Origin of the sequence: Agrobacterium sp. SUL3 (assembly GCF_001263295.1) — a bacterium.
Classification (GTDB): Bacteria; Pseudomonadota; Alphaproteobacteria; order Rhizobiales; family Rhizobiaceae; genus Agrobacterium; species Agrobacterium tomkonis.
The window spans coordinates 289,439-303,984 of the sequence record NZ_KQ414498.1 but is presented as its reverse complement, the minus strand read 5'-3'; the positions used below and the strand labels follow the sequence as shown (position 1 = coordinate 303,984).

Genomic DNA, 14,546 nt, shown 5'->3' with positions numbered 1-14,546 from the left:
TTGGGCTGTCCTATCAGGTCCAAGCACAAGGGTTAAGAGGAAATTGAAACGCAATGGCCGAAAGGACGCATTTCATGGAACTGGCGCTTTCGGAAGCCCGTGCCGCGGCTGAGCGGCAGGAGGTTCCGATCGGCGCCGTGCTGGTTCTGGACGGCCGGGTCATTGCCAGTTCCGGCAATCGCACCCGTGAATTGAACGATGTGACGGCGCACGCCGAAATCGCCGTGATCCGCATGGCATGCGAGGCGCTGGGACAGGAACGCCTGCCCGGTGCCGATCTCTACGTAACGCTGGAGCCCTGCACCATGTGCGCGGCGGCGATCTCATTTGCTCGCATTCGCCGTCTCTATTACGGCGCGCAGGACCCGAAGGGCGGCGCGGTGGAGAGTGGCGTGCGCTTCTTCAGCCAGCCGACATGCCACCATGCGCCGGATGTCTATTCGGGACTGGCGGAAAGCGAAAGTGCTGACATTCTGCGGCAGTTCTTTCGCGACAAACGTCTCGAGGATTGAGCGGCGAGCGGGAAAGACAAAACTCCCCGCCAGCCATCAGCCGTTTTTTACTGGCCAGTTCTTACTGGAAAGGGTTCCACCAGCTCTTGCCGGTGTTTGCCACGGCCGCTTCTTTCTTGCGGCGCTTTTCCTTCTTCTGTTCCGGCTCGCCAAGATCGGTCAGCTGATCCTGCGGAACGCTGCGATATTCAGCCGGCGGGTCGGTGAGGAACCGGCGCTGGGCGTTGACGACAGAGCCGCCCTGGGCATCGGCCTTGGCCTTGCGGAAGGCTTCCCACTTCTGGCTTTCGGTCATCTGGCCAGCCGTGCCGTTGCCGGCAAGCAGCGGCGAGCGGTAATGCGGGTTGTTCTTGTTGGCATCCGCCTCGTCGCGCAGGCGTTCACGGGTTTCTTCCGGCGATTCGACCCATTGCGGGTTGGATTCGCGGTTCGCCATGTTCTGCTGCGGCGCGGCCAGCTGTTCGGCGCGGGACTGGGCCGGAACGACGAGGCCGGGGCGCGGGCCGTATTTCAGGTTGCGCTTGGTCTGGTCGCCGGTGATCGAGGTCGCGTTGCCGAGATCGTCGACCAGCTGTTCCGCCGCCGTCTTGCCTGTACCATAGGTCGGGCTGGTGCAGGCGCCGAGCAACACGCCTATAGCGGTGATGCCAACAACCGTGCGAAACATGCCCAAACCCTGCGCATTACCCTGCATCATATTCATTGAACCCTTCCAGCCGTCCGTCCCACTTTGCCAGACATCGTCTTTCGGCAGGCAGCAGCCCGCATTGCCGTGCAAATCCGGCCATTTTCAGGCAGGTGTACCGGATGAAGAGGCAAAGCGCAATTCATCCGGTTATTTTCCTCGCGCATCGGCCCCAAACCGGAAGCGGTTTCGCAAGGAACGATGCGCAGCTTGAAATCATGCCAGGGTGGCAAGCTCGCGCAGTGCCGCCGCATCGCGGGCCGATACGTCAGGATATTGCGGATCGGAGCCGACATCGGTGGTGATGCGCCAGGAGCGGGCGCATTTTGCACCTTCCGCCAGCTTCTGTTCGACCACGACCTTCGCCACTTCCGGCAGACGGAAGCCATCGGCCGGGCCTTCATCACCCACCACCGAGATGGCCGAGGTGATGCAGATTTCGGCGAAATCCTGCCCGTTCAGCGCCGCCAGAAGATCGGCATCGGCGATGTGCACGACGGGGGCCGCCTCAAGCGAGGAGCCGATGCGCTTTTCACGGCGCTCGACTTCCAGGGCACCTGTCACGACCGTGCGGACCTTGCGGATCTTGTCCCACTTGGCTTCAAGAGCATCGTTCTTCCATTCCGCCGGGATTGCCGGGAACTGGACAAGATGCACCGATTCCGCATCCGGATAACGCGACAGCCACGCTTCTTCCGTCGTGAAGGGCAGCATCGGCGCCAGCCACGAAACGAGGCAGTCGAACAGTTTCGCGATGACCGACAGCGATGCCCGGCGCTTCAGCGACGACGGCGCGTCGCAATAAAGCGTGTCCTTGCGGATGTCGAAATAGAAGGCGGAAAGCTCGACATTCGAGAAATCCACCAGCGCGCGGGCGATTTTCTTGAACTCGAAACCGTCATAACCTTCGCGCACAACCTTATCCAGATCGGCCAGACGGTGCAGCACCAGCTTTTCCAGCTCGGGCAGATCGTCATAGGCGATCTCCTCGCCCTTATAATGGGCGAGCGTGCCGAGCATCCAGCGGATGGTGTTGCGCAGCTTGCGATAGGCATCGACATTGGTCTGGATGATGGCCTTGCCGAGGCGTTGGTCATCCCAATAATCGGTGGTCATGACCCACAGGCGCAGGATATCGGCACCGGCGTCCTTCATGACTTCCTGTGGCGAGACCACGTTGCCCTTGGACTTGGACATCTTCTCGCCCTTCTCATCCATGGTGAAACCATGGGTGACAACGGCGTTGTAAGGCGCACGGCCGCGCGTCGCGCAGCTTTCGAGCAGCGACGAATGGAACCAGCCGCGATGCTGGTCGGAACCTTCGAGATAGACGTCCGCCGGCCACTTCATGTCCGGGCGGTCTTCCAGCGTGAAGGTATGGGTGCAGCCGCTATCGAACCACACGTCGAGGATATCCATGACCTGCAGCCACTTGTCGTGGTCGTGGTCATTGCCGAGGAAGCGCTGTTTGGCGCCTTCGGCGAACCAGGCGTCAGCACCTTCGGCCTCGAAAGCCTCGAGGATGCGGGCGTTGACGGCCTCATCGACCAGAACCTCGCCCTTCTCATCGGCGAAGACGGCGATCGGCACGCCCCAGCTGCGCTGGCGCGACAGGACCCAGTCGGGCCGGCCTTCGATCATGGCGCGCAGGCGGTTCTGCCCGGAGGCCGGAACGAAGCGGGTCTGGTCGATGGCACTCAAGGAGCGCGAACGCAGCGTCGTGCCGTCGCCCAGTTCCTTGTCCATATAGACGAACCATTGCGGCGTGTTGCGGAAGATGACCGGCTTCTTGGAGCGCCAGCTATGCGGATAGCTGTGCTTCAGACGGCCACGGGCAAACAGGTTATTGGCAGCGATCAGCGCCTTGATGACACGATCATTGGCATCGCCCTTCTTGCCGTTATCGTCCATGACGCGGGCAGCACCACCTTCGGCAGATGGCCCGAAACCGGGAGCGTCTTCGGTGTAGAAACCGTCATCGCCAACCGGGAACGGGATGGCCGACGAAACGCCACGCGCTTCCAGCTCGCGCTGATGCGCGGTCCAGACATCAAAGTCCTCGCGCCCATGGCTTGGCGCGGTGTGCACGAAACCCGTACCGGCATCGTCGGTGACGTGGTCGCCATCGAGAAGCGGAACCGGGAAATCATAGCCGAGCGACGCCAAAGGATGGGCACAGGTGATGGCGGCCAGTTCTTCGGTTTTGACATCGCGAACGAGCTTGAAGGTCAGCTTCGCCTTGGCCGCGGCCTCATCGGCAAGCTTCTTGGCGAAGATCAGCTTTTCACCCGGCTGCGGGCCGAAATCATTCTGCGCGCTTTCGACTTCGAACAGGCCGTATTCGACCCGCGAAGAGAACGCGATGGCGCGGTTGCCGGGGATGGTCCACGGCGTCGTCGTCCAGATGACGACGGAGGTACCGAGCAGGTCCGTCATAGTGGGACCATCACGCAGTACAAATTTCACCGGGAACTTCACCCAGATCATGTCGCTCTCGACATCGGCATATTCGACTTCGGCTTCCGCCAGCGCCGTGCGCTCGACGACCGACCACATGATCGGCTTGGAGCCGCGATAAAGCTGGCCGGTGCGGGCGATTTTCAGCAACTCGCCGGCGATGCGCGCTTCGGCGTGGAAGTTCATCGTCGTATAGGGGTTTTCGAAGTCGCCCTCGATGCCGAGGCGCTTGAACTCTTCCGACTGAACCTTGATCCAGCCGGCCGCGAAGTCACGGCATTCCTTGCGGAATTCGTTGACCGGAACCTCGTCCTTGTTCTTGCCCTTGGCGCGATAGGCTTCCTCGATCTTCCATTCGATCGGCAGGCCATGGCAATCCCAGCCGGGCACGTAATTGGCGTCGTAACCGCGCATCTGGAACGAGCGGGTGATGACGTCTTTCAGGATCTTGTTCAGCGCGTGGCCGATGTGGATGTTGCCGTTGGCATAGGGCGGGCCGTCATGCAGCACGAATTTTTCGCGGCCGGCGGCGGAGGCGCGCAGGCGCTTGTAAAGGCCCATCTCCTGCCAGCGCTTCACCGTTTCCGGTTCTTTTTGCGGCAGGCCGGCGCGCATCGGAAAATCCGTCTGCGGCAGATAGAGGGTGGCGGAATAGTCGAGTTTTTCTGCGGTGTCGCTCATAATCGTACCGTTGTTGCGCGCCGTGTCGGTCGCGCCGTCTCAATTTAAAAACAGGGCAAATACGGAAAGCGCCATGACAAATGTCATGACAAGCGCCAAAATCCCGGACCTTCCGGCTCGTCAGAGCGGGCGGAAAGCCGGGCCAATAATTCGGCCAATCTGAGTTTTAAACATCAACCGGTATTGGGACATGGCGGATTGTTTATGCGGTTTTCCAGTAAAAAGGAAGAGAAAAGCGACAGCAATCGGGGCAGGAATAAGGGGCGGTCGGCCCTTTCAGCTCAAAAGGCGATCTTGGCGTCCAGTTCGCTCAGCGGCCGCACGCCCGACAGCATCGCCCTTGCCTCTTCCTCGTCGCGCCTGATCTGCGCCACCAGCGGTTCGAGACCGTCAAATTTCAGCTCGTCGCGCAGATGCCCGAAGAAGGATACCGAACAGATTTCGCCGTAGAGATCACCCGAAAAATCGAAGACGAATGTTTCAAGCAGTGCCGCGCCGTTTTCCGTGACGGTCGGGCGGTAACCGAAGCTTGCGACGCCATCGCGGATCGAACCATCGGGACGGCGGAACCGCACGGCATAAATGCCCGCCTTCAGTTCCGTCTCGGGTGCCAGCGCCATGTTGGCGGTGGGGTAACCCAGCGTGCGGCCGAGCTTCTTGCCGTCTATGACTTCGCTTTCAACGGTGAAACGATAGCCAAGCAGCCCGGCAGCCCCCGCCACATCGCCCTCGCACAGAAGCGAGCGGATACGGCTGGAGGACACAACATCAGCCCCTTCGTCGCGGAAGGCGTCCACCAGCGTCACGTCGAAATCGTGGCGCTTGCCGGCGGCCATCAGAAATGCCGGACCACCTTCGCGGCCCTTGCCGAAATGGAAATCGAAACCGGTGACGACGGCGCTGGCGCCCAGCCAGTCGACCAGAATGGACTGGACGAATTCTTCCGCCGAGCGCTGCGAGAATTCCCGGTCGAAAGGATATTCGATGACGGAGCGGAAGCCGATGGCCTCGAGAATGCGCGCCTTCAACGGCGCGGGCGTGAGGCGGAAGACCGGCGTATCAGGGCGGAAGACGGAACGGGGGTGTGGTTCGAAGGTCAGTACCAGCGCGGGAACGCCACGGGCTTCCGCCAGCTCCAGTGCCCGGTCCAGCACCGCGCGGTGGCCGCGATGCACGCCGTCGAAATTGCCGATCGCGATGACACCGCCGCGAAGATTGTCCGGCAGCGGTTCCTTTTTTTCATTGCGATGAAAGACGGTCATGGCAGTCGATCCATATTTTACGCCGGCTTAAGCCAGACGTTCTTAGGCAAGGCGGGGCATCCACCAGCCGGGAGCCGCGCCCTGCCCCTTGAGATAGGCGTTGAGAAGTGCCTCGTCCGTCTGGCCATTCAGCGTATATTCGGCGGCGTGAATGCCGCCGCTGATATAAAGAAGGTTGAGGCCGCTCGCAATCGCGCCTTTCACATCCGTCGGCATGCCGTCGCCGATGGCGAGCACGCGATCCCTGGGGAATGCGCCGCGCACGTCTTTCGCCGCAGCAAGGCAGGCTTCATAGATCGGCATGTGCGGCTTGCCGGCAATGCGGACCTCGCCGCCCAACTGCTCATAATAAGCGGCCATGGCGCCGGCGCAGGGAATGATGCGCTCGCCGCGTTCCACCACCAGATCGGGGTTGGCGCAGATCATCGGCGCCTTGCGGACGATGAAGCCCTTGAGCATCTCGGTATAATCCTCCGGCGTTTCCGTCTCGTCATCGAAGAAGCCGGTGCAGACGACGGATTGCGCCTCCGCCTCGCCGACCCGTTCGACATCGAGGCCTTCCAGCAGCGGCAGGTCGCGCTCCGGGCCGAGCAGGAATACTTTTTTCGGGCCTTCTGCAATCAGCCCGCGGGTGACGTCGCCAGAGGTGATGATGCGGTCATAGGCTTCGTCCGGAACGCCGAGAACACGAAGCTGGTCGATGACGCCGGGAGCGGGGCGCGGCGAGTTGGTGATAAGCACCACGGTCTTGCCGGCCTTGCGCGCTTCCTGCAGCGCAACCGCTGCATCAGGGAAGGCGTTGACCCCGTTGTGCAGCACGCCCCAGACATCCGAGAGAATAACGTCGAACCCATCAGTGATTTCGCCGAGGGTGAGAATGCGATGGGCCATGAGAATGCTTTCCGGATGCGAGAAAAGGGTGTGCGTGACATCGCAAAGCGTAACGCCGATGGCAAGGAAAAAAGCGGCGCCGAGCCTGCCTGCGATCCACCCGCCACTGTGCGGACATAAAACCCCGCTAGGCCCGAAACGATGAGGAGTTGCCAAAAGGGTTGGTTTTCACCCGTCGGTCAGCGCATGGGAAATTTCTGTCATGGAACGCTGATAACCATAAGCCATGAAATTTTTCCGACAGGCCGTTCTTGACTCAGGCAGAAGGCCTCCTTATCTCGGCTTCGCTGGCACTCAAACAAGAAGAGTGCTAACACCCATCACGCGAGCCTCTGAAGGTTCGTGAAGTCATTTGATCGAGGGATTAGGCAATGACAAGCACCAATTTCCGCCCGCTTCACGATCGCGTCGTCGTTCGTCGCGTTGAATCCGAAGCCAAGACCAAGGGCGGCATCATCATTCCCGATACCGCCAAGGAAAAGCCGCAGGAAGGCGAAATCGTCGCCGTCGGTTCCGGCGCACGCGATGAGTCCGGCAAGGTCGTCGCTCTCGACGTCAAGGCTGGCGACCGCGTTCTGTTCGGCAAGTGGTCGGGCACCGAAGTCAAGCTCAACGGCGAAGACCTTCTGATCATGAAGGAAGCCGACATCATGGGCATCATCGGCTGATTTAGCCGAACCCGTCCTTCCTTAAATTTCAAGCCGGACCCGTTTCCGGCCATTCGAAACCAGGAGTTTTGAACATGGCAGCCAAAGAAGTAAAATTCGGCCGCACAGCGCGCGAAAAGATGCTCAAGGGCGTCGACGTTCTTGCTGATGCAGTGAAGGTAACCCTCGGCCCGAAGGGTCGTAACGTCGTTATCGACAAGTCCTTCGGCGCTCCGCGCATCACCAAGGACGGCGTTTCCGTCGCCAAGGAAATCGAACTGGAAGACAAGTTCGAGAACATGGGCGCACAGCTCGTTCGCGAAGTTGCCTCCAAGACCAACGACATCGCCGGTGACGGCACCACCACCGCAACGGTTCTGGCCCAGGCCATCGTTCGCGAAGGCGCCAAGGCAGTTGCTGCCGGCATGAACCCGATGGACCTGAAGCGCGGCATCGATCTTGCTGTTGCAGAAGTCGTCAAGGACCTTCAGGCCAAGGCCAAGAAGATCAACACTTCGGAAGAAGTTGCACAGGTCGGCACGATCTCTGCAAACGGCGAGCGTCAGATCGGCCTCGACATTGCTGAAGCAATGCAGAAGGTTGGCAACGAAGGCGTTATCACCGTCGAAGAAGCCAAGACCGCTGAAACCGAACTCGAAGTCGTCGAAGGCATGCAGTTCGACCGCGGCTACCTGTCGCCCTACTTCGTGACCAACCCGGAAAAGATGGTTGCGGACCTCGAAGACGCATACATCCTCCTGCACGAAAAGAAGCTTTCGAACCTCCAGGCCATGCTGCCGGTTCTCGAAGCTGTCGTTCAGACCGGGAAGCCGCTCGTCATCATCGCTGAAGACGTCGAAGGCGAAGCTCTTGCAACGCTCGTCGTCAACAAGCTGCGTGGCGGCCTCAAGATCGCTGCCGTCAAGGCTCCGGGCTTCGGCGACCGCCGCAAGGCCATGCTGGAAGACATCGCCATCCTGACCGGTGGTACCGTTATTTCTGAAGACCTCGGCATCAAGCTCGAAAACGTTACCCTCGACATGCTCGGCAAGTCGAAGAAGGTTTCGATCTCCAAGGAAAACACCACGATCGTTGACGGCGCCGGCCAGAAGTCCGACATCGAAGGCCGTGTTGCCCAGATCAAGGCCCAGATCGAAGAAACCACTTCCGACTACGACCGCGAGAAGCTGCAGGAACGTCTTGCAAAGCTCGCTGGCGGCGTTGCCGTTATCCGCGTTGGCGGTTCGACGGAAGTCGAAGTGAAGGAAAAGAAGGACCGCATCGACGACGCTCTCAACGCGACGCGCGCTGCCGTTCAGGAAGGCATCGTACCGGGCGGCGGCGTTGCCCTGTTGCGTTCTTCCACGAAGATCTCCGCCAAGGGCGAGAACGACGACCAGGAAGCCGGCATCAACATCGTGCGCAAGGCTCTGCAGGCTCTGGTTCGCCAGATCGCAGAAAACGCAGGTGACGAAGCTTCCATCGTTGTCGGCAAGATCCTCGACAAGAACGAAGACAACTACGGCTACAACGCCCAGACCGGCGAATATGGCGACCTGATCCAGCTCGGCATCGTCGACCCGGTCAAGGTTGTTCGCACGGCTCTGCAGAACGCAGCTTCGGTTGCTTCCCTGCTGATCACCACCGAAGCCATGATCGCCGAACTTCCGAAGAAGGAAGCTGCGATGCCGGCAATGCCGGGCGGCGGCATGGGCGGCATGGACTTCTAATCAGTCCTGTCACCGGAATTAAGAAAGGGCGGTCTTCGGATCGCCCTTTTTCGTTGCCGCCCATGCCTTTTTCTGGTCCGGCGTCACAAGCGCGCCGGACGGGCGGCATGGACTTCCAATCAGTCCTGTCACCGGAATTAAGAAAGGGCGGTCTTCGGATCGCCCTTTTTCGTTGCCGCCCATGCCTTTTTGCTGGTCCGGCGTCACAAGCGCGCCGGACGGGCGGCATGGACTTCCAATCAGTCCTGCCACCGGAATTAAGAAAGGGCGGTCTTCGGATCGCCCTTTTTCGTTGCCGCCCATGCCTTTTTGCTGGTCCGGCGTCACAAGCGCGCCGGACGGGCGGCATGGACTTCCAATCACTCCTGTCACCGGAATTAAGAAAGGGCGGTCTTCGGATCGCCCTTTTTCGTTGCCGCCCATGCCTTTTTGCTGGTCCGGCGTCACAAGCGCGCCGGACGGGCGGCATGGACTTCCAATCACTCCTGTCACCGGAATTAAGAAAGGGCGGTCTTCGGATCGCTCTCTTCTGTTGAAATTTCGCAGGAAAGACTGCAATGCAAGATGGCAGGACATCTTCTCGCGCGGGAAACCGGGCACAGGCTCAAGATATTGTCTCTTTTTGAGACAGCGGCAAATTTAGCCGGCTTGTTTTCGATGACCTATGCAATAATCGGACATCAAGACAGGCGAATCACCACTGCCGACGGGCGGGATTTCCGCCTTATCAAGCTTATAAGTGCGACATTTAGTTGTCTTTTTTCATATATTTCGCGATTACGATGAAGGAATACATAATATTTTTGATTTTCTCACTGAGTGGTTGTTGTAGGCGGAAGAAAATAAACTATAAGTCACCCCCCATAAGGGTGCCGCGACTGGACGCAAGCATTGAAGGGGTTTCAATGCCTGGCAAATACGTCCGACTGCGGATGGCGGTGAAAATTCGACCTGGCGGCGAAGCTTGAAAGAGCGGCGCTGGCACGATGTTCATGCGGGGGCGCGATTTGTTCGAAATATCAAGACGCAACGATGCTCTGCCTATGGCTGCATCAACCATGCCCGATCCGCGAACCCTGTCGCATTTCTTTATTTCGGAAGAATGGAACAGCGATCTTTCGAGCGGGGTCATTCGGCTTGGCGAACACGCCTCTTTCATGCACGGCCTGCCGCCAGGTGAATGCGGGCTGCTCAGCCTGATCCGCTGCTATGATCGCGGCGACCATGCCCGTGTGCTGGAACTCTTCGAACAGGCCTCCACCGCAGCCTCGCGTTTCTGTTTTTCGACCGGCGTCTCCATCTTGCCGGCAATGCGGCAACCGGTCATCTGCATGGGTGAATCCTCCGGTTTCGACGAGGGCCAGCAGGGTCATATTTCCGGGCTGTTTCTGTTTCCGCGTTTCGAAGATATTCGCTTCGCCGCCTAAGCATCAACGTCAATTGAAGGAGCTTCGTTCACAAAATGAAGACAATTTGTCTCCTATTGTTCATCTTTATTGGCGGATGAATTTCGGCCATTGATATTTCCAGACATTGCCTTGCAGCTAACCGGCGAAACGCCGATCATCTACCGGAGATATCCATGTCCAGCAGCCAGAACGTTCTCGTTCTCATCGCCCGCATTCTGCTTTCCTTCATCTTCATCTCGTCGGGCTTCGGCAAGCTCGTCGATCCGGCCGGCACGGCCGGCATGATCACGGGCGCCGGCCTGCCCGCCGCAACCGCGCTTGCCTATCTCGCAGGCCTGTTCGAACTCGTTGCCGGTCTTGCCATTCTCGCTGGTTTCCAGACCAAAATCGCTGCCTGGGCGCTTGCCGTCTTCTGCGTCTTCACCGGTCTGGTGTTCCACAGCGGCACCGTTGCCGTTCCCGGCTGGCCTGAGCCGGCTCTTGGCTGGATCAACACGCTGAACGGCATCATGATGGTGAAGAACATCACCCTTGCCGGCGCATACATCCTGCTAGCCGCCTTCGGCCCCGGCGCCTATTCCGCCGACGCCAGGCGCGGCACGGCTGTGGCCCACGCATAAGCCAAATAGGCCCACCAGAAAAAAAAGCCGCCGGATCGCTCCGGCGGCTTTTTTATTTTACGTGGTCAGACCGCAGCCCTTATGCGCGAGGCGATTTCCTGAACCGCCGCATCGCCTTCATGCTCCGGCTTGCGGGCACGCACGAAGCAGGCTTCCGAACGGACGATGATGCCGTCGGAGAGGATTTTCAGGTGGTTGGCCTTCAGCGTCGAGCCGGTCGAGGTGATATCGACGATGATATCCGCCTGCCCTGCCGCCGGCGCACCCTCGGTCGCGCCAAGGCTTTCGACGATGCGATAAAGCTGAATGCCGTGCTGGCGCGAAAAGAACTGCTGTGTCAGCCGCCAATATTTGGTGGCGATGGCGAGCCTGCGGCCATGACGGGCGCGGAACTCCGAGGCAACATCGCCGAGATCGGCCATACTGTCCACATCCAGCCAGATTTCCGGCACGGCGACGACGACGTCGGCGTGGCCGAAACCGAGGCGGGCGCAGAATTCCACCTGCGCATCGGCATTGGTCAGTCCCTCGCGCACGAGGTCCTCTCCCGTCACGCCGAAATCCACGGTGCCAGCGCCGATCTCGCGGGCGATTTCGGAGGCCGAGAGATAGGCGATCTCGATATCGTCACGCCCTTCGATGCGGCCGCGATAGGAGCGGTCATTGCCGACAGCCGCGACTTTCAGCCCGGCGCGCTCCAGAACGGCGGAGGCGTCTTCCTTCATCCGGCCCTTGGAGGGCAATGCGATGGTGATCATGGCTTGTCGCTCCCGCGCACCGCTTCGATGCGATCCAGCCAGAGCGAGAAGCCCACGGCCGGGATTTTTTCCTGTGCGCCGAGCAGGGTCAGCAACCGGTCGAAACGGCCACCACCGGCCAGAACGCTGTCTCCGCCCGCTTCCACCACCTCGAAGACAAGGCCGGTATAATAATCGAGCGGGCGACCGAAAGCCGCGCCATAGGTGACGGTTTCGAGATCGACACCGGCATTGGCAAGCGCCGCGACACGTTTGTCGAAGGCCGAAAGCGCGCCATCCAGTTTCAGCTTCGCCTTTGCGGCAAAATCCGCCAGAACCTGCGAGGCCTGGGGCAAAGGCGCCTTCAGGGCCAGGAACTGCTTGAGCAGCGCGAAGCTTTCATCCGGCAGGCGCGTGGCGGCAAGCGCCAGTTTTTCCCGCAGGCGGCGGGCGATTTCCTGCGGCGAGCGGCTGGCATTGGTGGAATAGCCGGTTTCCTGCATCACCGTATCGAGATAATCGACCAGCACCGCCTCATCGCCCGTCGCCAGAAGACCGGCGACCCGGGCGTCAAGCCCGGTCATCGGCTTGGGATGCACAAGGCTTTCCAACAACGCTTCGAGCTGCGCCATATCGCCGAAGGCCTGCACCAGCCGCTTCTGCCAGCCAAGCGGCAGGCCGAGGGCGGCAACCACCGCTTCGAACACCTGCTGATCCCCCAGCGTGACGGCGAGCGAACGGCCGGGCAGCAGGCGCTGCAAAATTCCGGTGGCGTCAATGACAGCGCGGGCATCGGCGGCGGCGATATCGGTATCGCCTAGGTCCTCGATACCGGCCTGATAAAACTCGTTCGCGCCCTCACGGCGCTGGCGGAACACTTCGCCGAGATAGGAATAACGCTTCGGCGTGCCGGTCGCCGTTTCGATATGGCGAAGGCAGACGGGAATGGTGAATTCGGGGCGCAGGCAGAGGCTTGTCCCCGTTTCGCTTTCCGTCATGAAGATACGGCGGCGCAAATCCTCGCCGGCCATATCCAGAAACGGTTCGGCGGGCTGGATGACCGGCGTGTTCACACGGCTCGTGCGGCGTGCGGCGAATTCTTCCAGTAGCTCTCCGGAAAATTCCGGCATGTCGATCAGGGGCATGGAACATTTCCTGTACAGGCGGCGCGATACCCCCCTCTGCCCTGCCGGGCATCTCCCCCACAAGGGGGGAGATCAGCAAGGCGGATAACCGCCGCTCTATTCTCAAGCATCGAGATGGCCGAAACGTCGCCGCAGATCGATCTCCCTCCTTGTGGGGGAGATGCCCGGCAGGGCAGAGGGGGGTAAGCGACGCGCACCACGTTACTTTCCTTGCGCCTGCAGCGTATCTTCGGCGGCGCGGCGAACGTCCTCTGCCTGGTGCTCCAGAATCTCGCGAACCTTCGCCACCAGATCCGCTTCCAGTACGGTGACCTGCGCCACACGCGCCTCGCGCCAGCTGGCATTGTCCTCGATCTCGCCGGACAGGCGCTTGCCTTCGATCAGATCCTTGATCTGCACCACACCTTCGACACGCTCGTCACCGCCCTGGATGATGGCGATGGGGGAGCCGAGGCGGTCGGCATATTTCAGCTGATTGCCGAATTTCTTCCAGTTACCCTGATACATTTCGGCGCGGATGCCCTCGGCGCGCAACGCCTGCGTGAATGTCTGGTAACGGCCCATGCTTTGCACATCACCGTCCATGACGGTGATGAGAACGGGGGCAAGCGGCTTCATCTGACCGAGCTTGCCGAGGTTCTTCAGTGCCGTCATCAGGCGCGAGACGCCGATGGAGAAGCCGGTGGCCGGAACCGGCTGGCCCATGAAGCGCGAAACGAGGCCATCATAACGCCCGCCGCCACCGACAGAGCCGAATACGACCTTTTCGCCCTTTTCATTGGTGACATCGAAGGTCAGCTCGGCCTCATAGACCGGGCCGGTATAATATTCGAGACCGCGAACAACCGAGGGGTCGATCTTGATACGTGTCGAATCGTAGCCGGCACTGGAGACCAGAGCGCCGATGATGTTCAGCTCATCAACGCCTTCCTCGCCTTTCGAGGTGCCCGCTACCAGTTTGGCGAGATCATCGGCACTTGCCGCATAATCCTTGATGCCGACGAAAAACAGCACCTTTTCAATCTGCTCCTCGCCAAGACCAGCGCCCTTGGTGAAATCACCGGACTCATCCTTGCGGCCGGGGCCGAGCAGCATCTTCACGCCTTCCGGGCCGAACTTGTCGAGCTTGTCGATGGCGCGCAGCACGTTGAGGCGGCGGCCGGCATTCTCCTCGCCGCCGAGACCGATGGCTTCCATGACGCCATCGAGCACCTTGCGATTGTTGACGCGAATGACATAGTCGCCACGCGCAATACCGAGCGCTTCCAGCGTATCGGCCATCATCATGCACATTTCGGCATCCGCCTGCACGCCGGCAGCGCCCACCGTATCGGCATCGAACTGCATGAACTGCCGGAAACGGCCGGGGCCGGGCTTTTCATTGCGGAACACATAACCGGCGCGATAGGTGCGGTATGGCAGCTGGATTTCATTGAAGTTTTCCGCCACATGACGGGCGAGCGGCGCGGTGAGATCGTAGCGCAGGCTCATCCACTGGTCGTCGTCATCCTGAAGCGAAAACACGCCTTCGTTCGGACGGTCGCTGTCCGGCAGGAACTTGCCGAGCGCATCGGTATATTCGAACTGCGGCGTTTCGATCGGATCGAAACCGTAAAGCTCGTATACCTTGCGGATCTTGTCGATCATCTCGTTGGTGGCATGGATATCGGCAGCCGAGCGGTCCACGAAGCCACGCGGCAGGCGGGCTTTCAGTTTCTGAGGCTTTTTTGCTTTTTCGCTCATGATGCCGATCCGATATTTTCCTGAAAT

Annotated in this window: 13 protein-coding genes; 5 read left to right on the top strand and 8 right to left on the bottom strand. The window is 60.2% G+C overall.

The window, feature by feature from the left end:
• The first annotated feature begins 53 nt into the window (after window positions 1-53).
• Window positions 54-512 (top strand): nucleoside deaminase, encoded by a 459-nt coding sequence (locus AKG12_RS01630; RefSeq protein WP_052817339.1) that lies wholly within the window; start codon window positions 54-56, stop codon window positions 510-512.
• A gap of 61 nt (window positions 513-573) precedes the next feature.
• Here AKG12_RS01630 and AKG12_RS01625 read toward each other — a convergent pair whose 3' ends face one another.
• The 4 genes from AKG12_RS01625 to AKG12_RS01610 all read right to left on the bottom strand — a co-directional run bounded on the left by AKG12_RS01625 (window position 574) and on the right by AKG12_RS01610 (window position 6,488).
• Window positions 574-1,215, bottom strand: coding sequence for a hypothetical protein (locus tag AKG12_RS01625; RefSeq protein ID WP_046800748.1), 642 nt, complete (start codon window positions 1,213-1,215; stop codon window positions 574-576).
• 198 nt (window positions 1,216-1,413) lie between these two features.
• Window positions 1,414-4,335: an isoleucine--tRNA ligase gene (gene ileS, locus AKG12_RS01620; RefSeq protein ID WP_052817336.1), complete on the bottom strand. Its 2,922-nt coding sequence runs from the start codon at window positions 4,333-4,335 to the stop codon at window positions 1,414-1,416.
• A gap of 281 nt (window positions 4,336-4,616) precedes the next feature.
• Complete coding sequence (locus AKG12_RS01615; RefSeq protein ID WP_046800687.1) at window positions 4,617-5,597, bottom strand: bifunctional riboflavin kinase/FAD synthetase; 981 nt, start codon at window positions 5,595-5,597, stop codon at window positions 4,617-4,619.
• Between the two features lie 42 nt (window positions 5,598-5,639).
• Window positions 5,640-6,488: a TIGR01459 family HAD-type hydrolase gene (locus AKG12_RS01610; RefSeq protein ID WP_052817334.1), complete on the bottom strand. Its 849-nt coding sequence runs from the start codon at window positions 6,486-6,488 to the stop codon at window positions 5,640-5,642.
• Between the two features lie 371 nt (window positions 6,489-6,859).
• Between AKG12_RS01610 and groES the strand changes: the two genes are divergently transcribed.
• Window positions 6,860-7,156: a co-chaperone GroES gene (groES, locus tag AKG12_RS01605; protein ID WP_003522946.1), complete on the top strand. Its 297-nt coding sequence runs from the start codon at window positions 6,860-6,862 to the stop codon at window positions 7,154-7,156.
• Between the two features lie 74 nt (window positions 7,157-7,230).
• Window positions 7,231-8,865, top strand: coding sequence for a chaperonin GroEL (groL, locus tag AKG12_RS01600; RefSeq protein ID WP_046800686.1), 1,635 nt, complete (start codon window positions 7,231-7,233; stop codon window positions 8,863-8,865).
• An 18-nt stretch (window positions 8,866-8,883) separates the two neighbouring features.
• Here groL and AKG12_RS30605 read toward each other — a convergent pair whose 3' ends face one another.
• Entirely contained in the window at window positions 8,884-9,288 is a 405-nt protein-coding gene (locus tag AKG12_RS30605; protein WP_052817332.1) for a hypothetical protein, read from the bottom strand.
• A 569-nt stretch (window positions 9,289-9,857) separates the two neighbouring features.
• Between AKG12_RS30605 and AKG12_RS01590 the strand changes: the two genes are divergently transcribed.
• On the top strand, window positions 9,858-10,292 hold the full coding sequence (locus tag AKG12_RS01590; protein WP_046800746.1) for a hypothetical protein: 435 nt from the start codon (window positions 9,858-9,860) through the stop codon (window positions 10,290-10,292).
• 155 nt (window positions 10,293-10,447) lie between these two features.
• Window positions 10,448-10,894, top strand: a complete 447-nt coding sequence (locus AKG12_RS01585) for a DoxX family protein (protein ID WP_052817331.1) — start codon at window positions 10,448-10,450, stop codon at window positions 10,892-10,894.
• A 65-nt stretch (window positions 10,895-10,959) separates the two neighbouring features.
• On the opposite strand, the gene hisG is transcribed toward AKG12_RS01585, so the two are convergent.
• From hisG to hisS, 3 genes are all read right to left on the bottom strand, one after another.
• Complete coding sequence (hisG, locus tag AKG12_RS01580) at window positions 10,960-11,652, bottom strand: ATP phosphoribosyltransferase (protein WP_020812640.1); 693 nt, start codon at window positions 11,650-11,652, stop codon at window positions 10,960-10,962.
• Window positions 11,649-12,776, bottom strand: coding sequence for an ATP phosphoribosyltransferase regulatory subunit (locus AKG12_RS01575; RefSeq protein ID WP_052817330.1), 1,128 nt, complete (start codon window positions 12,774-12,776; stop codon window positions 11,649-11,651). The genes hisG and AKG12_RS01575 overlap by 4 nt, the downstream gene beginning before the upstream one ends.
• Before the next feature lie 201 nt (window positions 12,777-12,977).
• Window positions 12,978-14,519 (bottom strand): histidine--tRNA ligase, encoded by a 1,542-nt coding sequence (hisS, locus tag AKG12_RS01570; protein ID WP_052817329.1) that lies wholly within the window; start codon window positions 14,517-14,519, stop codon window positions 12,978-12,980.
• Window positions 14,520-14,546: the final 27 nt, after the last annotated feature.

Bases quoted from the DNA above. Each gene is read 5' to 3' on its own strand.
- AKG12_RS01630 (WP_052817339.1), top strand. From the start codon at position 54: ATGGCCGAAAGGACGCATTTCATGGAACTGGCGCTTTCGGAAGCCCGT.
- AKG12_RS01625 (WP_046800748.1), bottom strand. From the start codon at position 1,215: ATGAATATGATGCAGGGTAATGCGCAGGGTTTGGGCATGTTTCGCACG.
- ileS (WP_052817336.1), bottom strand. From the start codon at position 4,335: ATGAGCGACACCGCAGAAAAACTCGACTATTCCGCCACCCTCTATCTG.
- AKG12_RS01615 (WP_046800687.1), bottom strand. From the start codon at position 5,597: ATGACCGTCTTTCATCGCAATGAAAAAAAGGAACCGCTGCCGGACAAT.
- AKG12_RS01610 (WP_052817334.1), bottom strand. From the start codon at position 6,488: ATGGCCCATCGCATTCTCACCCTCGGCGAAATCACTGATGGGTTCGAC.
- groES (WP_003522946.1), top strand. From the start codon at position 6,860: ATGACAAGCACCAATTTCCGCCCGCTTCACGATCGCGTCGTCGTTCGT.
- groL (WP_046800686.1), top strand. From the start codon at position 7,231: ATGGCAGCCAAAGAAGTAAAATTCGGCCGCACAGCGCGCGAAAAGATG.
- AKG12_RS30605 (WP_052817332.1), bottom strand. From the start codon at position 9,288: ATGGGCGGCAACGAAAAAGGGCGATCCGAAGACCGCCCTTTCTTAATT.
- AKG12_RS01590 (WP_046800746.1), top strand. From the start codon at position 9,858: ATGCGGGGGCGCGATTTGTTCGAAATATCAAGACGCAACGATGCTCTG.
- AKG12_RS01585 (WP_052817331.1), top strand. From the start codon at position 10,448: ATGTCCAGCAGCCAGAACGTTCTCGTTCTCATCGCCCGCATTCTGCTT.
- hisG (WP_020812640.1), bottom strand. From the start codon at position 11,652: ATGATCACCATCGCATTGCCCTCCAAGGGCCGGATGAAGGAAGACGCC.
- AKG12_RS01575 (WP_052817330.1), bottom strand. From the start codon at position 12,776: ATGCCCCTGATCGACATGCCGGAATTTTCCGGAGAGCTACTGGAAGAA.
- hisS (WP_052817329.1), bottom strand. From the start codon at position 14,519: ATGAGCGAAAAAGCAAAAAAGCCTCAGAAACTGAAAGCCCGCCTGCCG.